Annotated in this window: 13 protein-coding genes; 9 read left to right on the top strand and 4 right to left on the bottom strand. The window is 69.8% G+C overall.

Translation table 11 applies throughout. The features are described from left to right. Positions 1-184: 184 nt before the first annotated feature. From NGK70_RS15725 to NGK70_RS15685, 9 genes are all read left to right on the top strand, one after another. Positions 185-2131, top strand: a complete 1947-nt coding sequence (locus NGK70_RS15725; protein WP_251969458.1) for an O-linked N-acetylglucosamine transferase, SPINDLY family protein — start codon at positions 185-187, stop codon at positions 2129-2131. A 19-nt stretch (positions 2132-2150) separates the two neighbouring features. Continuing rightward, positions 2151-2972 carry a DUF5672 family protein gene (locus NGK70_RS15720; RefSeq protein ID WP_251969457.1) on the top strand — a complete coding sequence of 274 codons (822 nt, stop codon included), beginning with the start codon at positions 2151-2153 and terminating at the stop codon, positions 2970-2972. Between the two features lie 58 nt (positions 2973-3030). Continuing rightward, entirely contained in the window at positions 3031-3531 is a 501-nt protein-coding gene (locus NGK70_RS15715; RefSeq protein WP_251969456.1) for a methyltransferase domain-containing protein, read from the top strand. 15 nt (positions 3532-3546) lie between these two features. After that, entirely contained in the window at positions 3547-4455 is a 909-nt protein-coding gene (locus tag NGK70_RS15710) for a class I SAM-dependent methyltransferase (RefSeq protein WP_251969455.1), read from the top strand. A gap of 185 nt (positions 4456-4640) precedes the next feature. Next, on the top strand, positions 4641-5633 hold the full coding sequence (locus NGK70_RS15705; RefSeq protein WP_251969454.1) for a UDP-glucuronic acid decarboxylase family protein: 993 nt from the start codon (positions 4641-4643) through the stop codon (positions 5631-5633). A 92-nt stretch (positions 5634-5725) separates the two neighbouring features. Further along, positions 5726-6832, top strand: coding sequence for a hypothetical protein (locus NGK70_RS15700; protein WP_251969453.1), 1107 nt, complete (start codon positions 5726-5728; stop codon positions 6830-6832). A 26-nt stretch (positions 6833-6858) separates the two neighbouring features. Next, positions 6859-9123, top strand: a complete 2265-nt coding sequence (locus NGK70_RS15695) for a type I secretion system permease/ATPase (protein ID WP_251969452.1) — start codon at positions 6859-6861, stop codon at positions 9121-9123. A 10-nt stretch (positions 9124-9133) separates the two neighbouring features. After that, positions 9134-10705, top strand: coding sequence for an HlyD family type I secretion periplasmic adaptor subunit (locus tag NGK70_RS15690; RefSeq protein ID WP_251969451.1), 1572 nt, complete (start codon positions 9134-9136; stop codon positions 10703-10705). Between the two features lie 76 nt (positions 10706-10781). Next, positions 10782-12182 (top strand): TolC family protein, encoded by a 1401-nt coding sequence (locus tag NGK70_RS15685; protein ID WP_251969450.1) that lies wholly within the window; start codon positions 10782-10784, stop codon positions 12180-12182. A gap of 153 nt (positions 12183-12335) precedes the next feature. Here the strand turns inward: NGK70_RS15685 and NGK70_RS15680 are convergent, their stop codons facing one another. The 4 genes from NGK70_RS15680 to prfB form a co-directional block, all read right to left on the bottom strand. Then, the gene (locus NGK70_RS15680) at positions 12336-13358 is read right to left on the bottom strand and encodes a class 1 fructose-bisphosphatase (protein ID WP_251969449.1); all 1023 of its coding nucleotides are present in this window, start codon (positions 13356-13358) and stop codon (positions 12336-12338) included. A 69-nt stretch (positions 13359-13427) separates the two neighbouring features. Further along, entirely contained in the window at positions 13428-16133 is a 2706-nt protein-coding gene (pepN, locus tag NGK70_RS15675) for an aminopeptidase N (RefSeq protein ID WP_251973800.1), read from the bottom strand. Between the two features lie 81 nt (positions 16134-16214). Continuing rightward, a complete protein-coding gene (locus NGK70_RS15670) occupies positions 16215-16895 on the bottom strand; it encodes an HAD family hydrolase (protein ID WP_251969448.1) in 681 nt (226 codons plus the stop codon). After that, positions 16895-17999, bottom strand: a protein-coding gene (gene prfB, locus NGK70_RS15665; RefSeq protein WP_251969447.1) for a peptide chain release factor 2 whose coding sequence is annotated in 2 segments (ribosomal slippage) — positions 16895-17917 and positions 17919-17999 — 1104 coding nt in all. Because the reading frame shifts where the segments join, the coding sequence is not laid out codon by codon here. The genes NGK70_RS15670 and prfB overlap by 1 nt, the downstream gene beginning before the upstream one ends. Positions 18000-18067 lie beyond the last annotated feature (68 nt).

Raw genomic sequence — 18067 nt, 5'->3', positions numbered from 1 at the left:
CCTCCGCAGCCCACCGGCTGCGGGGGCGTTGTCACTTGGGTGGCCGGCAAAGCACCGAATTGGCCGTCCCTGGGCAGGCGATTTGCCGGATCGCGCCGGGCCGACCTCTCGCACGATAAGGACCTGTCGGGAGCCGCGTCTGCAGACGCCCGCACCCGCAGATCCAACCTGCGAGATGTCCCCCATGAACGCTGCCGTCCTTGCCGAACGCCCCTCGACCGCTGCCCCGCCGGCCCAGGCGGACGCACCGGCCGTGCCGGACCGGGCGGTGCTGGTGCGTGCCATCGAGCTGCAGAACGCCGGTCAGGTGGACGAGGCCGAGCGGCTGTTCCGCCACTACCTGGACCACTTCCCGCTCGACCCGGCGGCGCTGTACTCGCTGGCGGTGATCCTGCTGCGTCGCCCGGACACACCGGCGGTGCTGGCGCTGCTGGCGCCGGCGGTGCAGCAGGGCGTGGCCTTTGCGCCGGTCTGGTTTGCCCACGGCACCGCATTGCAGAACCAGGGCCGGCGCGAAGAGGCCCTGGCCAGCTACGACCGCGCCCTGGCGCTGCAGAGCGACTACACCGAGGTGCTGATCAACAGCGGCGTGCTGCTGCGCGAGCTGCACCGCCACGGCCCGGCGCTGGAGCGCTTCAACCGCGTGCTGATCACCAAGCCGAACCACGAGACCGCGCTGGCCAACTGCGCCGTGCTGCTCACGGAGTTCAAGCGCAGCGAAGACGCCCAGCGCATGCTGGAGCGCCTGCTGGCCATCAACCCCGACTACGACTACGGCCTGGGCCTGCTGGCCTACGAGCGCCTGCACGTGTGCGACTGGCGCGAGGCCGACGCGCTGCAGGAGCGCATCGTCGAGGGTGTCCGTGCGGGGCGGCGCAGCTGCAAATCGCTCGGCCTGATGGCCATGTCCGACTCCGCCGCCGACCACCAGCGCTGCGCCCAGATCTTTGCCGCCCAGCGCTACCCCCGCAGTGCGCAGCCGCTGTGGCGCGGTGATCGGTACCGACACGAGCGCATCCGCCTGGCCTACGTCTCGCCCGACCTGCGTGAGCATCCGGTGGGTCACCTGATGGCGGGCATCTTCGAGCGGCATGACCGCCGCCGCTTCGAAACCATCGCGATCTCCATCGGGACCGACGACGGCAGCCCGCTGCGCAGCCGCATCCAGGGTGCCTTCGACCGCTTCATCGACGCCCGCCCGATGGCCAGCCGCCAGGTGGCCGAGCTGATGCGCGAGCTGGAGGTCGACGTGGCGGTGGACCTGGCCGGCTTCACGTCGGATTCGCGCAGCGACATCTTCAGCCACCGCCCGGCACCGGTGCAGGTCAACTACCTCGGCTACCCCGGCACCCTGGGTACCGACTACATGGACTACATCGTGGCCGACCGCCACGTGATCCCGCCCGAGCACCACGGCTTCTACAACGAACAGGTGGTCTACCTGCCCGACGCCTACCTGCCGCCGGCCGTGGGTGTGCAGATCGCCGAGCGCACGCCGACCCGTGCCGAGTGCGGGCTGCCCGAAGACGCGGTGGTGTTCTGCAGCTTCAACCACGACTACAAGATCTCGCCGCACATGTTTGCGGTCTGGATGCGCCTGCTGGCCCAGGTGCCGGGCAGCGTGCTCTGGCTGATGTCGCGCAGCGAACTGTCGCAGCGCCACCTGCGCGAGGAGGCCGCCAAGGCGGGTGTCGATCCGGCGCGGCTGGTGTTTGCGCAGCGGGTGCCGCGCGTCGAGGACCACCTGGCGCGCTATCGCCAGGCCGACCTCTTCCTGGATACCCATCCCTACAACGCCCACACCACCGCGGCGGATGCGCTGCTGGCCGGGTTGCCGGTGCTGACCTGGCGCGGCCAGGCCTTCCCGGCCCGCGTGGCGGCGAGCCTGCTGCATGCGGCCGGCCTGCCCGAGCTGGTCACCGACAGCCTGGCCGGCTACGAGGCGCTCGCGCTGCAGCTGGCCCGTGACCCGGCGCGCCGCGCCGGCCTGCGCCAGCACCTGGCCGAGCACAGCCACCAGGGCCAGGCGCTGTTCGACACGGCCGGCTTCACGCGCGACCTGGAGGCCATCTATGTCGCCATGTGGCGCCGGAGCCAGCTGGGCGGGGCGCGTGACGCGCTGGCGCCCTGATCCTGCCGGAACTTCCCCCATGCCGAATCCGACCTGCCACCCGCGCCTGAACCACACCGCGGTGGTCATCCCCCTGTACCGCCCCGAGCTGCCGCGCGACGAGCTGTATGCACTCCTGCGCTCGCTGCCGCTGCTGGCCGGGCGGCCGGTGTTCTTCGTCGCCCCGCACGGGCTGGACCTGCGCTGGTACCGCGAGCGCTGGCCCGAGGTGGGGGTGCGCACCTTCGACGATGCCTATTTCGCGTCGATCCGGGGCTACAACCTGCTGCTGCTGTCGCCGGACTTCTACCGCGCCTTCGACCGCCACGAGTTCATGCTGGTGCTGCAGACCGATGCCATCCTGCTGTGCGACGAACTCGACCACTGGGCCGGCCAGCCCTACGACTACGTCGGCGCGCCCTGGCCGCAGGGCATCGAGATCAGCGTCGAGGTGGACCGCTTCGTCGGCGGCCACACCCAGCGCGTGCGCGCCAAGGTGGGCAACGGCGGCTTCAGCCTGCGCCGCATCCGCAAGTGCCTGGCGCTGCTGGAGGAGTTCCCGCAGGCGCTCGACCTGTTCCGCCGCAGCGGCAGCAGCGAGGACATCTTCTTCGCCGTGATGGGCTCGCTCTCGCTGGACTTCGTGCTGCCGGGCGAGATCACCGCGGCGCTGTTCGCCACCGAACTCCAGCCCGAGCGCTACCTCGCCATCACCGGGCGCCTGCCGATGGGCGTGCACGCCTGGCGCAAGCACAACCCGGCGTTCTGGCAGGCCCAGCTGGGCGACGCGCCGGCGCCGTCGGCAGCGCCGGTCGATCCGAGCCTGGCCACTGCCACCGAACCGCTGCTGCAGGCCGCCTGAGCGGCGCTTGCAGCTCGCCTTCCGACTTCCCCACATCGTCCACTCAGAGGAGCCCGCCATGACCAAGACCCTCGACCTCGGCTGCGGCCTGAAGCCCAAGAACCCCTACAACGCGCAGGAGGCCTATGGCATCGACGTGCGCAACGATGCGGAGGCCCAGGTGGTCAAGGCCGACCTGGTGGTGGAGCCGATCCCTTTCCCGGACGCCTCCTTCGAGTACGTCACCGCGCACGACTTCCTTGAGCACATCCCGCGCCTGATCTATGCGCCGCAGCGGCGCAACGCCTTCATCGAGGTGATGAACGAGATCCACCGCGTGCTCAAGCCGGGCGGCATCTTCATGTCGTTCACGCCAGCCTATCCGCACGCGGCCACCTTCCGCGATCCGACGCACGTGAACTTCATCACCGACGAAACCTTCCCGCTCTACTTCGACGACAAAAATCGCTGGGCCAGCGCCTACGGCTTCAAGGGGGCCTTCCAGATCCTGTCGCAGGAATGGCGCGGCCCGCACCTGCTCAGCCAGATGCGCAAGGTCGAGCTGCCGGTGGCGGGCTGAGGGGAGGGCGCGGCCATGAGCTCCTCCGACCAGCTGCACATCAACCACTGGGATAACTTCTTCGACGACGAGCTGCACCAACGCCTCTATCCGACCTGGTGGGATGCCGGCACGGCCAACCACTGGCGCCACCGTCGCTTCATGGAGCCGCTGCTGGATGTGCTGCAGACGCGTGACGACACCTGGCTGACGGTGGGTGACGGCTCCGGGCATGACAGCTGGATCCTGCTCAACGACGGCTTCCAGGACGTGCTCACTACCGACATCGGCGCCGGCACGCTGCGCCGCAGTCTGGCCGAAGGGCACATCCGCAAGTACGCCCAGGCCAACGCCGAGGATCTGAAGTTCGCCGATGGGCAGTTCGACGGCGTGCTGTGCAAGGAGGCCTTCCACCACATGCGGCGGCCCTACCTGGGTCTGTACGAGATGCTGCGCGTGGCGCGCCGAGCGGTCGTGCTGATCGAGCCGCAGGACCAGTGGGCCGACTTCCCGACCCGCGTCGGCGCGGCGCGGCCGTCCTACGAGCGGGTGGGCAACTACGTCTACTCGATGTCGGTGCGTGAGGTGCAGAAGATCGCGCTCGGGCTGAACCTGCCCGGCTACGCGGTCAAGAACCTGCAGGACGTGTACATCGGCGGCTGCGAGTTCGCCCGTGCCGATCCTGCCGACCCGCTGTTCGCCCGCATGACGCAGGCGGTGGCCGAGCTGCAGGCGCGCTGCGAGCAGCACCAGGAGAAGTGGAACTACCTGCTGACCATCTTCTTCAAGGACCCCGCGCTGCTGGCGGACGCGACGCTGCAGGAGCGCCTGCAGGCGCTGGGGTGGAAGGTGGAGCGCACCGATACCAACCCGCACCTGCAACCGGTCCAGGCGGCGGGTATGCCCGAGGCGGCCCCTTCGGGGGCGCTGCGCCTGGCCGCCTGACCCGGGTCCACCGGCCGACCCGACAGGGCCCGCTCCGGCGGGCCGCTGTCGTTTTGGGTTGGAAAAACCCCCTTGCTCCGCGCCTGCCTGCACGGCCATCTCGGCACCATCAGCGAGCGGCACCGGATTGCCCGGCGCCCTACCACGAGACCTGAACGAGACGCGAGACGCGCAAGAGGCCACCCATGAGCATTCACGACCGCACCGTCAGCCTGGTCACCGGCGGCGCCGGCTTCCTCGGCTCCCACCTCTGCGAGCGCCTGCTCGACCGGGGCGACGAGGTGATCTGCGCGGACAACTTCTTCACCGGCACGCGGCGCAACGTCGAGCACCTCATCGGCCACCCGCGCTTCGAGCTGATCCGCCACGACGTGACCTTCCCGCTGTACGTCGAGGTCGACGAGATCTACAACTTCGCCTGTCCGGCCTCACCGGTGCACTACCAGCACGACCCGGTGCAGACCACCAAGACCAGCGTGCACGGCGCCATCAACATGCTCGGCCTGGCCAAGCGCGTGGGCGCCAAGATCCTGCAGGCCTCCACCAGCGAGGTCTATGGCGACCCGAAGGTGCACCCCCAGCGCGAGGACTACTGGGGCCACGTCAATCCGCATGGCATCCGCTCCTGCTATGACGAGGGCAAGCGCTGCGCCGAGACGCTGTTCTTCGACTACCACCGCCAGCACCAGCTGCGCATCAAGGTGATGCGCATCTTCAACACCTACGGCCCGCGCATGCACCCCAACGACGGCCGCGTGGTGTCCAACTTCATCGTCCAGGCGCTGCGCGGCGAGCCGATCACGCTCTACGGCGAGGGCCTGCAGACCCGCTCCTTCCAGTACGTGGACGACCTGATGGACGGCTGTCTGCGCCTGATGGGTACCGGCGACGCAGTCACCGGTCCCATGAACATCGGCAACCCGGTGGAGCTGACCATCCGCGAGCTGGCGCTGGCGGTGCTGCGGCTGACAGGGTCGAAGTCGGCCCTGGTGTACCGCCCGCTGCCGCAGGACGACCCGATGCAGCGCTGCCCGGACATCACGCTGGCGCGCGAAACCCTGGGGTGGGCGCCGCGCGTGGCGCTGGAGCAGGGGCTGGAGCGCACGATCGAGTACTTCGACCGGCTGCTCGGCAGGCCCGCCGCACCCGAGCATGCCGCCGTGCGCCTGGCGGCCTGAGCGCCCCAGACCGCCCCAGACCGCCCGTCCCTGATCGCCCGTCCCTGATCGCCCGCACCGCCACCGTCGAAACCGTCCCGGAGTCCCTGCCCATGTCAGCCGTCCTGGCCAATCCCCTGCGCGCGCTGCGCGATGCCGACCTGCCGTCGCGCCACAGCCGCGAGCTGATGGTCTTCGGGCAGGATGACGCCCTGTTCTTCCAGGCCTCGGCGCGCCAGACGCGCCAGCGCCGGCTGCGCGAGCACTTTGCGGGCGAGCCGGTGCGCAAACTGCTGATCGGCAACAACCTGCAGGGCTTCGACTTCCGCCACCCTGGTCACCCAGGCCTGCCCGTGGAGGTGCTCGACAAAGGCTGCTTCCAGAGCAGTGACCTGGCGGCGCTGGGCCGGTTGGCCGAGTCGCTCACCGGCTGCGTCGTGGTGGTCAACAACAACGACGTCGGCCATGGCAACGGCATGCCCGGCTATGCCGAACTGGTGCGGCGCTGCGAGCGCACGGTGTTCATCGCCTGGGACTGGGACAACCACCACTGGCTGGAGGTGAGCACTTTCCTGGCCGCGCACAGCGATGTTTACGCGCCCGCGCACCACGAGAACCTCTACCTGCTCAGCCGCTACAACCCGACGCTCGCCGGCCCGGTGTATTGCACTTCGGTGCAGTGGCCGCGCGCGTTCCTGGCCGATCACCTGGCCGACATGCTCACCGCCGAGCGCAGCAATGCGCCGCTGGGCAAGCACATCCCCTATGCGCCGTTCGGCTTCCGCAACCGGGTGGTGACCACGCTGAGCCAGCGCTACCCCAGCATCGGCTTCAGCGACCGCAGCTTCCACGTGCGCACGCCCGAGGAACGCCTGGCCGAGTGGACCGCGCACAAGCTGCACTGGATCGTGCCGGTGCTCAACGACGTGCCGATCCGCATCTTCGACGCGCTGATCAGCGGCGGCATCCCGGTGCTGCCGGAGTCGCTCCGTCATCTGCCGCCGGTGCGTGACCTGCCGCGCGAGCACGTCGTCTTCTACGGCCCGCAGGACATCGTCGAGCCGCAGGCGGTGGTGGAGCTGGGCATCACCCTGTTCGACCGGGGCGGCAAGGAAGGCATTGCTGCGCGTCACCGGCTGGCGATGGCCGCCTTCCACGGCGACCACTCGATGCAGCACATGCTGGCGGTGGCCAGCGAGCAGTTCGGCCTGCGACTGTGAGGCAGCAACTGCCGACCTGACCGCCCATGTCCGACGCCCCTGTGTCCCTGCCCGCCCCGACCGATGACCCGCTGCTGCAGTCGCTGGTCTGGCTGTGCGCGCACCATGGTCGGCCGCGCAGCGCCGCCTCGCTGTTGGCGGGGCCAGGCATCGTGCAGATGCTCACGCCGCCGCTGGCGGTGCGGGTGCTGCAGGAAGCGGGGTTCAATGCCTCGGTGGTCGAGCGCGAGCCGGGCCAGATCCTGGCGCTGCTGCTGCCGGCCATCCTGCTGCTCAAGAACGGCGACGCCTGCATCCTGACCGAGCGGGTCGTGCAAGGCCAGGCACTGCGCTATCGCATCCTGATGCCGCCGGGCGAGGCCGACCAGCCGCCCGTGGAGGTGCTGGCCAGCGAGAGCGAGTTGCGGCAGGAGTACGCCGGCCTGGTGCTGTTCGCCACGCCGCGCCTGGCGCCCGGCGAGCGGGCCGCCGGCGGCGCGCCGGACGAACTGGCGCTGGGCGGGCGGCACTGGCTCTGGGGCACGCTGCGCCGCTTCATGCCCTACTACCGCGGTGCGATGCTGGCCGCGCTGCTGAGCAACGTGCTGGTGCTGATGGTCGGGCTGTTCACCTCGGTGGTGTACGACCGCGTGATCCCGCACCAGGCCTTCGTGACGCTGTGGTCGCTGGCCATCGGCGCCGGGCTGGCGGTGCTATTCGACCTGTTTGCGCGCCAGCTGCGCAGTCACCTGATCGACCTGGCGGGCAAGAAGGCCGACCTGCTGCTCGGTGCCATCCTGTTTCGCAAGGCGTTGTCGATCCGGCTGGAGAACCGGCCCGAGTCGGCCGGCTCCTTTGCCCATCACCTGGCGCAGCTGGAGGTGGTGCGCGAGTTCTCCACCTCGGCAACGATGTCGGCCATCAGCGACCTGCCCTTCATCGCGCTGTTCATCGCGATGATCTGGTTCGTCGCCGGTGACCTGGTGCTGGTGATGCTGGTGGCGGTGCCGGCCATCCTGGCGCTGACCTTCGGCATCCAGCACGTGCTGCGCCGCGCAATGACGGCCAACCAGCGTCAGCAGGCCGACATGCACGGCCTGCTGATCGAGACCATGGAAGGCATGGAAGCGGTGCGCGCCGCGAGCGCTCAGGGCCACTTCCTGCGTCAGTACGAGGAGGCCAACGCCGCCGCGGCGCACACCTCGCTGCGTGCCCGGGCGCTGGCCAGCTGGGTGAACAACATCACGATGGTGGCGCAGCAGTTCATCACCGTGGTGATGCTGGTCTGGGGCGTGCACCTGATCCACGACGGCGTGCTCACCGGCGGGGCGCTGATCTCCGCGGTGATGTTTGCCGGCCGGGTGGTGGCACCGCTGTCGGGTGTGGTGGCGCTGGCGTCGCGCTACCAGGGCGCGCGTGCCGCGCTGCGTGTGCTCGACCAGCTGATGGCGCAGCCCAGCGAGCGCGACGAGAGGCGCCGCTACCTGCCACGCCCGCGCATCCAGGGGCAGCTCGGCCTGCGCGAGGTCAGCTTCACCTACCGCGTGGCCGGCCAGGAGCAGGGGCCCACGGTGCTCAGGGATCTGAAGCTGCACATCGCTGCGGGCGAGCGCGTGGCCATCCTCGGCAAGATCGGCAGCGGCAAGTCCACCGTGCTGCGCCTGCTGGCCGGCTTGTACCAGCCCAGCGAGGGCTACACCGAGGTGGACGGCATCGATCTGCGCCAGATCGACCCGGCCGATTACCGCGCCCACGTCGGCTTCGTGGCGCAGGAGCCGCGGCTGTTCCGCGGCTCGCTGCGCGAGAACATCCTGCTAGGCCGCCCCCGCGCGATGGCCGAGGCGCTGCCCGAGGTGCTGCGGCTGACTGGGCTGGACAAGGTGGCCGCGGCGCACCCGCTCGGCCTGGACATGCCGGTGGGCGAGGGTGGCAGCATGCTTTCCGGCGGCCAGCGCCAGCTGGTCGCGCTGGCGCGCTGCCTGGTCACGCAGCCGCAGGTGCTGCTGATGGACGAGCCCAGCAGCTCGATGGATGCGCAGACCGAGGCGCAGTTCATCGCCCAGCTCAAGGGCCTGGTGGCGCAGCGCACGCTGGTGGTGGTGACGCACCGGCCGGCGCTGCTGGAGCTGGTGGACCGCATCATCGTGATGGAGGCCGGGCGGGTGATCGTCGACGGGCCGAAGCAGAAGGTGCTGGCGGCGCTGGCAGGCCAGCGTCCAGGCGCCCGGGCCCAGCCGGGTGCCGGCGAGGTGGCCGGCGCCGCAGGCGTGCCGGTGCCGCCGCCGTCGCCGCCGTTGAACGTGGTGGCCTGAGGAATCGACGATGGCCGAATCGAACTCGACTGCACTGCCCGCTTCGGCTGCGATGGAGGCCTCGTTGTGGCAGCGCCTGCGCCAGCGGCTCGTCAGCGCAGGCCAGCCCGCCCGATCCGCACCAGGCCCCTCCGGTCCGGCCGGCGCCGGGGCGAAAGGCAGCAGTGGCACCGTGAAGGCGGGCACCGGCCTGAGCCTGAAGCGGCGCGGCCCGGCGACCGTGGGCATCCCGCTGGGCGTGGCACGGGTGCCTGCGTCCGAAGCCATCCCCGGCAGCGAGGCCGTGGCCTCGGCCGAGCCCCCGCTGCTCACCGATGCCTTGCCAACACGGTCGACCCGACAAGCGCCGGCCCGCGCCGTGGTGCGCCACTCGCCCGGCCGCTTCGTGCGCGGGGACGAGCAGCTGCTGGAGGGCGTGCGGGCCGCGATCGTGCAGGAGGCTTCGCCGCACGCGCTGTGGGCGTTGTATCTGCTGTGCCTGACGGTGATCGCCGCGGTGGTCTGGGCGGTCTACGCGAAGGTCGACATCGTCACCCGAGCCGAGGGCCGCATCGTGCCGGAGGCGCGCGAGCAGGTCATCGCCAGTCTGGAGCCGGGCATCCTGCGTGCGCTGCATGTGCGCGAGGGGGCGGTTGTGCAGGCCGGTGAGGAGCTGGCGCAGCTGGACCCGACGCGGGTGAGCGCGCAGCAGAACGAGGGCTTGGCCAAGCAGACCGCACTGCGCGCCACCTCGGCGCGGCTGCTGGCAGAGGTGGCGGGCCGGCCGCTGAGTTTCCCGCCCGAAGTGCGCATCGACGCCGCCGTGGTGGCGGCCGAGACCGAGGCCTATGAAGCGCGCCAGCAGGCGCTGCGCGAGGGCATCGAGCTGACGCGGCGCAGCATGGCGCTGCTGGACAACGAACTCTCCACCGCCCAGCACATGGCCGAGCAGGGCCTGATGTCCGAGGTCGAGGTCATGCGGCTGCGCCGCCAGCGCAACGAGCTGCAGATGCAGATGCAGGAGCGGCGCAACCGCTTCCGCCAGGAGGCCTCCACCGAGCTGCTGAAGGTGCGTACGGAACTGGCCCAGCTCGGCGAGCAGCAGGTGGTGCGCGACGACGCCCTCAAGCGCACGGTGCTGAAGTCGCCGCTGCGCGGCATCGTGAAGAACATCCGCATCAACACCATCGGCGGGGTGGTGACCGCGGGGGCGCCGATCATGGAGATCGTGCCGCTGTCGGACAAGATCCTGGTGGAAGCGCGCATCCGGCCGGCGGACATCGGCTTCGTGCGCGTCGGCCAGCCGGCGGAAGTGAAACTGACCTCGTACGACTATTTCATTTACGGCGGCTTGAAAGGTACCATCGACTACATCAGCCCGGATGCACTGGGCGAGGACAGCCGGATGGGGGCCGCCGACACCAGTTACTACCGTGCACGCATCCGCACCGATGTCTCGATGCTGCGCGCCAAGGACAACCAGCCGCTGCCGGTGCTGCCCGGCATGACGGCCGCTGTCGAGATCCGCACGGGCGACCGCAGCGTGATGCAGTTCCTCCTCAAGCCCATGCTCAAGGGCAGCGAGGCGATGCGCGAACGCTGAACGTCCCTCCGCACCTCTGCCCCTGGCTCCCTGGTCCCTTGATCCAACCCACCGGCCCCGCCGTGGAGACTGCCCGATGAACCCGATCCGATCCCTGGCTGTGGCGCTGCTGGCCGTCACCAGTGTGGCCCATGCCGGCTACTGCGAGGATCCCTCCGAGGCGCGCGCCAGCCTGCCGGCACTGCCTGAAGTGGGCCGCATCGGCCCGTCCGCGCTGTTCGACGGCATGAGCGCGGGCAATGGACTGGAGCAGCTGGGCCAGCTGGCCCGCGAGGCCGTGGTTGGCAGTGCCGATGCGCGTGGCGCCGAACACGCCAGCCTGGCGGCGGCGCAGGACCTGAAGCAGACCGAGGCGGCACGGGCCGCGTCGATCGCGCTGGGTGGCGCACTCGGTGTCGGCCAGAGCCGCGTGGATGGCACAACCCAGGGCGTGGGCGGCACCGGCCAGGCCTCGCTGACGGTCTCCGCGCCGCTGTACGACGGTGGCCGCATCGATCAGCTGGCCGCTTACCGCAAGCGGCTGCTCGACGCCAGCACCGGCGGTGTGGTGACCTCGCGCGAGCGCGTGGTGAAGGAGGCCACCGCCGCGGTGATCGACCGCAACCGCTACCGCCTGCAGCTGCGCGTCTACCAGCAGTACGTGTCCAAGATGGGCTGCCTGGCGCAGTCGCTGGAGAAGATCGTGGCCCAGGACCGCGGCCGTTCCAGCGAGCTGGTGCAGGCCCGCAAGGGGCAGCGTCAGGCCGAGATCGCCCGGGATGAGGCCGTCGCCGCGCTGCGCCAGGTCGACGCCCGGCTGCGCCTGATCGTGGGCGGCAATGTCTCGCCCTGGGGCGCGGTGGGCGTGCCGCTGCTGGAGGTGCCGGACCTGGCCCGTGTGACCGACGACATCGCCAACAGCCCCGAGGTGCGCCAGCTGCGCCTGCAGGCCGATGCGCAGGAGAGCCTCGCCAAGGCGACGCAGGCCGAGGGTGCGCCGCAGCTGCGCTGGCAGGTGGGCGCCAATGCCGGGCGGGCCGCGCAAGTCAGCAGCACGGCCTGGAACGCCGGGCTCACGTTGAACTACACGCTCGACGACGGTGGCGCCGTCGCCGCTGGCACGCGCGCTGCCGTAGAGCGGGCGTCGGCGGCGCGGCGGGCCCAGGAGGCGCTGGTCAACGAGCGCGCCAAGTTGGCCGGTACTTACCACGACGCCGCGCGCACGTCGTTCCAGCGCGCCAACCACTACGCGGGCGTGCTGGCCGACAGTGACCAGGTGCGCAATTCGACCTACGAGCAGTGGGCCAAGCTGGGCAGGCGCTCGCTGTTCGACCTGATGTCGGCCGAGGCGGAGCACTACCAGCTGCGCGTGGCCTACGTGAACGCGCTGCACGACGGCTTCCAGGCCTCGCTGCAGCTGCGCGCCGCCGGCGCCGGGCTGCTGCCCTGGCTGGCGCCGGAACTCGCCGAGCCTCGTCCGGCAGCACCAGGGCGCTGAGGGCGATGAGGGCGATGAGGGTGCACTGAGGGTGGGGGAACCACCGCCGAGACGAAAAAAGCGCGCCCAGGGCGAGCTTCGTGCTTCAGGGGCAAGCTCCAGGTGGCCGGCCAACCAGCCAGATGGCTGTCGACCCGCCAGACCCAGGTCCGATCAGCTGGCGCTGGTCGCCGCCTGGTGGTAGTCGGTGACGCGCTGCACCTCGTTCTTCGAGCCCAGCATCACGCTGACGCGCTCGTGCAGTGCGCTCGGGTTGATGTCCATGATGCGCTGGGTGCCGTTGGTGGCCTGGCCACCGGCCTGCTCGACCAGGAAGGCCATCGGGTTGGCCTCGTACATCAGGCGCAGCTTGCCGGGCTTGTTCGGCTCGCGACGGTCCCAGGGGTACAGGAAGACGCCGCCGCGGGTCAGGATGCGGTGCACGTCGGCCACCATCGAGGCCACCCAGCGCATGTTGAAGTCCTTGCCGCGCGGGCCTTCCTTGCCGGCCAGGCACTCGTCGATGTAGCGCCGCACCGGGTCGGCCCAGTGGCGCATGTTCGACATGTTGATCGCGAACTCCTTGGTGTCCGCCGGGATCTGCACCTGGTCCTGCGTCAGCACCCAGGAGCCGGTCTCGCGGTCGAGGGTGAACATCGCCACGCCGTCGCCGAAGGTCAGCACCAGGGTGGTCTGCGGGCCATAGACGCAGTAGCCGGCCGCGGCCTGCTGCTTGCCGGGCTGGAGGAAGTCCTCCTCGCTGACCCCGCGATGGTTGCTGACCTTGCGCAGCACCGAGAAGATGGTGCCGATCGACACGTTGACGTCGATGTTCGACGAGCCGTCCAGCGGATCGAACAGCAGCAGGTACTCGCCCTGGGGGTAGCGGTGCGGCACCACGTGGATGCTGTCCATCTCCTCGGAGGCCATCGCCGCCAGGTGGCCGCCCCACTCGTTGGCCTCGATCAGCACCTCGTTGGCGATGACGTCGAGCTTCTTCTGCACCTCGCCCTGCACGTTTTCGGTGTCGGCCGAGCCCAGCACCTCGCCCAGCGCGCCCTTGTTCACCGAGATGGCGATGTGCTTGCAGGCGCGCGCCACCACCTCGATGAGCAGGCGCAGCTGCGGCTGGATATGGCTGTGCTCACGCTGGTGCTCGACCAGGTAGCGGGTCAGGGAGATGCGTTTGTCGTTCATCGTGGGCCTCCGGTTCGTATGGGTTTGCGCGGTGCGGCAATTCTCGGTGTCACGCGGTGTCGATCGGCGTCAGTCTGCCAGCGACCGCGTGACGATTTCGCGGGTGTCGGGTGACAGTTCGGGCTTGGCGGCGATGCGGCTGATCGCCTCGCGCGCGGCGCTGCGGTAGGGCTCGGCCAGGGCGCGCCAGCGGTCCAGTGCGCGCGCCAGGCGGGCGGCGAGCTGGGGGTTGAAGGCGTCGATCTCGACCACCTTGTCGGCCCAGAACACGTAGCCGGCCGCGTCGGCGCGGTGCAGCACGGCGGGGTTCTGCGTCATCACCATCAGCAGGCTGCGCGCACGGTTGGGGTTCTTCAGCGTGAAGTCGGGGTGCTGGGCAAGTGCCTTGATGCGCGCAAAGACCATGCCGTCGCTTTCGCTGGCGCTGGCCTGCAGGCTGAACCACTTGTCGATCACCAGCGCCTCGTCGCGGAACTGGGCGTGGAAGCGCTCCAGCGCCGGTTCGGCCAGTGAGGCGCGGGCGTTGACCAGCGCGGCCAGGGCGCCCGCCCGGTCGGTCATGTTGCCGGCGTCCTTGACGCGCTGGTAGGCGCGGCCGGGCCACAGCGGGTCGTGGCGCAGCGTGGCGGCCAGCACCAGCATCGCCAGTGCCAGGTTGGCCAGCGCGCGCCGGCCGCTGGAGAGTGGGTCGGGGCGGTAGCCGCCGTTGTCCTGGTGGGTCTCCCAGGCCCACACCCAGTCGTCGTGCAGGGCCTGGGCCAGCTGCAGGCGCATCGTCTCGCGCGCGGCGTGGATGCGCTGCGGGTCGACGGGCACGCCCTGCTCGGCCAGCCGCTCGGCCACGTAGGCCTCGCTCGGCAGCGTCAGCACCAGCTCCTTGAAGGCGGCGTCGAGCCGCTCGTCGCGCAGCACATGGCGCATGGCCTGCAGGTAGGCCTCGTCAAGGTGGGCCGCCCCACCATCGGCCTGCGCCGCGGCGAGCAGGCGCGCCAGCGCGAGCTTCTGGCTGGCTTCCCAGCGGTTGAAGGCGTCGTGGTCGTGCGCCAGCAGGGTGAAGAGCTCGGCCTCGGAGGCGGCCCACTCCAGCACCACCGGCGCCGAGAAGCCGCGCAGCAGCGAGGGCACCGGCGCCGCGGTCAGCTCGCCCAGGCCGGTGAAGACCCAGGTCTGGCTGGTCTGCTCCAGCACCAGCACGCGCTCGGTGCCGTGTGGGGCGGTTTCGCCTTCCAGCTGCAGCGGCAGCGCCACGCCATCGGCGGCGATCAGGCCGAGGGCCATCGGGATCACGAAGGGCTGCTTTCCAGCCTGACCCGGCTGGCCCGGCGTGGCCGGGCTGCGCTGGGACAGCGTCAGCGTGTAGCTGCCGGCCACGGCGTCGAACTGGCCGCTGGCGTTCACGCGCGGCGTGCCGGCCTGGGCGTACCAGCACTTGAAGGCCTCCAGCCGCACGGACAGGGCGCTGTCCGGGTTGGCATCGGCAATCGCCTGGGCGAAGTCGTCGCAGGTCACCGCCTGGCCGTCGTGGCGCTGGAAGTACAGGTCCATGCCGCGGCGGAAACCGGCCCGGCCCACCAGCGTGGCCATCATGCGCACCACCTCGGCGCCCTTTTCGTAGACGGTGGCGGTGTAGAAGTTGTCGATGGCCTGGTACTGGTCCGGGCGCACCGGGTGCGCCATCGGGCCGGCGTCCTCGACGAACTGGAACTGGCGCAGCTGGCGCACGTCCTCGATGCGCTTGACCGCGCGGGCCGAGGCCTCGCCGGCCATGTCCTGGCTGAACTCCTGGTCGCGGTAGACCGTCAGGCCTTCCTTCAGGCTGAGCTGGAACCAGTCGCGGCAGGTGATACGGTTGCCGGTCCAGTTGTGGAAATACTCGTGGCCGACCACGGCCTCGACGTTGCCGAAGTCCACGTCGGTGGCGGTGGCGGGGCTGGCGAGAACGAACTTCGTGTTGAAGATGTTCAGGCCCTTGTTCTCCATCGCGCCCATGTTGAAGTCGCTCACCGCGACGATCATGAAGCGCTCCAGGTCCAGGCTCAGGCCGAAGCGGGCCTCGTCCCAGGCCACCGAGGCGATCAGCGAGTTCATCGCGTGCTCGGTCTTGTCCAGGTCGCCGGCGCGCACGTAGACCTGCAGCAGGTGGTCACGGCCCGAACGGCTGCGGATCTTCTGCTCGCGGCAGACCAGGTTGCCCGCGACCAGTGCGAAGAGGTAGGCGGGCTTGGGGTGCGGGTCGCTCCATTCCGCAAAGTGCCGGCCCTTGTCCAGCGTGCCCGAGTCGATCAGGTTGCCGTTGGACAGCAGCACCGGGTAAGCGCGGGCGTCGGCCTTGAGGGTGACCTTGAACACCGCCATCACGTCCGGGCGGTCCAGGAAGTAGGTGATGCGGCGGAAGCCCTGCGCCTCGCACTGGGTGAAGAAGCCGCCGCCCGAGGTGTACAGGCCCGACAGCTCGGTGTTCTTCTCCGGCGCGCAGGTGTTGCGGATCTCCAGGTCGAAGGCCTCCGTGGGCAGCTTGTCCAGCACCAGCTGCCCGCCCTCGTTGCGGAAGGACACGCTCTCGCCGTTGACCAGCACGCGCGTCAGTGTGATCGCCTCGCCGTCCAGCCGCAGCGGCTCGCCCGGGCGGTCGGCGTTGGGCTCGACGCGCATGCGGTTGATCACCAGCGTCTTGGCCGGGTCGAGGTCGAAGCTCAGGTCGACGCTGCGGATCCAGTGGCTGGGCGCGGTGTAGTCCTCACGGCGGACCAGCACGGGGCTGCTGCCTTCACGCATCATGGGGGTCTCTCTCGGTACGTTCGTGTAGGGGCCGGGCTGCCTGCACCGTCAGGTGGGCAGGCCGGAAAGGGATTCGGGTCACCATTCGGGCAGCGTCTCCGGCAGCGCGTAGCCGGTGAAATCCGGCATCGTGCCGACCAGGTTGGCGTGGCCGGCAAAGGCCGCGGCTGGCAGCGTGGTGGTCAGCGCCACCGCGGCCATGCCAGCGCGGCGGGCGGCCTCGATGCCCAGCGGCGCATCCTCGAACACCAGGCAGGCGGCGGGCGGTACGCCCAGGCGCTCGGCGGCGGCGAGGAAGATGTCCGGGTGCGGCTTGCCCCTGAGACCATCGGCGGGCGAGGTGACCGCATCGATCCAGCCGGCCATGCCGAAGCGCTCGAAGGCCACGGTGATGTTTTCCGGCGGCGACGCGGTGCACACTGCCAGCTTCAGACCCTGTGCCCGGGCGGCCTGGCAGACCGCCTCGGCGCCGGCAATCAGTTTCAGCTCGGTGGCGGCGATCTCGCGGTAGAGCGCTTCCTTGCGCCAGGCCAGTGCGTCCAGCTCGGCGCGCGACCGCTCCGGGAAGAGGTCGGCCAGGATCTCCACGTTCGTGCGCCCGGCGGTGGCCTCGAAGAAGCCGGCCGCGTCGAACGGCAGGCCCAGCTCGGCATGCCAGCGCTGCCAGGAGCGCTGGTGCAGCGGCATGCTGTCGATCAGTGTGCCGTCCATATCGAACAGGACGGCCTGCAACGCCACGACCGGCTGGGTCACCGACATCACAGGCCCTGCTTCAGGCTGGCCTCGATGAAGGCATCCAGGTCGCCGTCGAGCACCTTCTGCGTCGCGGAGATTTCCACGTTGGTGCGCAGGTCCTTGATGCGGCTGTTGTCCAGCACGTAGCTGCGGATCTGGTGGCCCCAGCCGACGTCGGTCTTGGTGTCCTCCAGCTTCTGCTGCTCTTCCATGCGCTTGCGCATCTCGAAGTCGTACAGCCGCGAGCGCAGGCGCTTCCAGGCTACGTCGCGGTTGCTGTGCTGGCTGCGGCCATCCTGGCACTGCACCACGATGCCGGTCGGGATGTGCGTCAGGCGCACCGCCGAGTCGGTCTTGTTGATGTGCTGGCCGCCCGCGCCCGAGGCGCGGAAGGTGTCGGTGCGCACATCGGCCGGGTTGATGTCGATCTCGATCGAGTCATCGACTTCCGGGTAGACGAACAGCGAAGCGAACGAGGTGTGCCGCCCGCCCGACGAATCGAACGGGCTCTTGCGCACCAGGCGGTGCACGCCGGTCTCGGTGCGCAGGTGGCCGAAGGCGTAGTCGCCCTCCACCTTGATGGTGGCGCTCTTGATGCCGGCGGTGTCGCCCTCGGTGATGTCTTCCACCGTGGCGGTGAAGCCCTTGCGCTCGCAGTACTTCAGGTACTGGCGCAGCAGCATGTTGGCCCAGTCGCAGGCCTCGGTGCCGCCGGCGCCGGCCTGGATGTCGATGAAGCAGTTGCTCGGGTCGGCCGGGTTGCTGAACATGCGGCGGAATTCGAGCTTCTCGATCGACTCGCGCAGCGCGCCCACCTCATCGGCGATGGTCTGCAGGCCGTCCAGGTCGTTCTCTTCCTTGCTCATCTCGTAGAGCTCGGAGTTGTCGGCCAGGTTGCTGGTGAGGTGGTCGATCGTGCCGACCAGATCGTCCAGCGTGCGCTTCTCCTTGCCCAGTTCTTGCGCCCGCTTGGGGTCGTTCCAGATGTCCGGGTTCTCGAGCGCGGCGTTGACTTCCTGCAGCCTCAGTGACTTGCGTTCGTAGTCAAAGATACCCCCTTAGCGCATTGGTGCGCTCGCTGAGGTCGGCCAGGGCGGTGCCGATGGCGTTGATCTGTTCGTTGTCCATGGACGGATCCGTTTCGATGGGTCACCGCCCGCCGCAACGCCCCAGGGGCCACCGCGGCTGCGGAAAAG

It is taken from the genome of Sphaerotilus microaerophilus (assembly GCF_023734135.1).
Taxonomy (GTDB): Bacteria; Pseudomonadota; Gammaproteobacteria; order Burkholderiales; family Burkholderiaceae_C; genus Sphaerotilus; species Sphaerotilus microaerophilus.
The sequence above is the reverse complement of the archived record's forward strand: the minus strand, read 5'-3'. Positions and strand labels throughout refer to the sequence as shown.

Bases quoted from the DNA above. Each gene is read 5' to 3' on its own strand.
- NGK70_RS15680 (WP_251969449.1), bottom strand. From the start codon at position 13,358: ATGAACGACAAACGCATCTCCCTGACCCGCTACCTGGTCGAGCACCAG.
- NGK70_RS15710 (WP_251969455.1), top strand. From the start codon at position 3,547: ATGAGCTCCTCCGACCAGCTGCACATCAACCACTGGGATAACTTCTTC.
- NGK70_RS15685 (WP_251969450.1), top strand. From the start codon at position 10,782: ATGAACCCGATCCGATCCCTGGCTGTGGCGCTGCTGGCCGTCACCAGT.
- NGK70_RS15720 (WP_251969457.1), top strand. From the start codon at position 2,151: ATGCCGAATCCGACCTGCCACCCGCGCCTGAACCACACCGCGGTGGTC.
- NGK70_RS15670 (WP_251969448.1), bottom strand. From the start codon at position 16,895: ATGTCGGTGACCCAGCCGGTCGTGGCGTTGCAGGCCGTCCTGTTCGAT.
- pepN (WP_251973800.1), bottom strand. From the start codon at position 16,133: ATGCGTGAAGGCAGCAGCCCCGTGCTGGTCCGCCGTGAGGACTACACC.
- NGK70_RS15725 (WP_251969458.1), top strand. From the start codon at position 185: ATGAACGCTGCCGTCCTTGCCGAACGCCCCTCGACCGCTGCCCCGCCG.
- NGK70_RS15715 (WP_251969456.1), top strand. From the start codon at position 3,031: ATGACCAAGACCCTCGACCTCGGCTGCGGCCTGAAGCCCAAGAACCCC.
- NGK70_RS15690 (WP_251969451.1), top strand. From the start codon at position 9,134: ATGGCCGAATCGAACTCGACTGCACTGCCCGCTTCGGCTGCGATGGAG.
- NGK70_RS15700 (WP_251969453.1), top strand. From the start codon at position 5,726: ATGTCAGCCGTCCTGGCCAATCCCCTGCGCGCGCTGCGCGATGCCGAC.
- NGK70_RS15695 (WP_251969452.1), top strand. From the start codon at position 6,859: ATGTCCGACGCCCCTGTGTCCCTGCCCGCCCCGACCGATGACCCGCTG.
- NGK70_RS15705 (WP_251969454.1), top strand. From the start codon at position 4,641: ATGAGCATTCACGACCGCACCGTCAGCCTGGTCACCGGCGGCGCCGGC.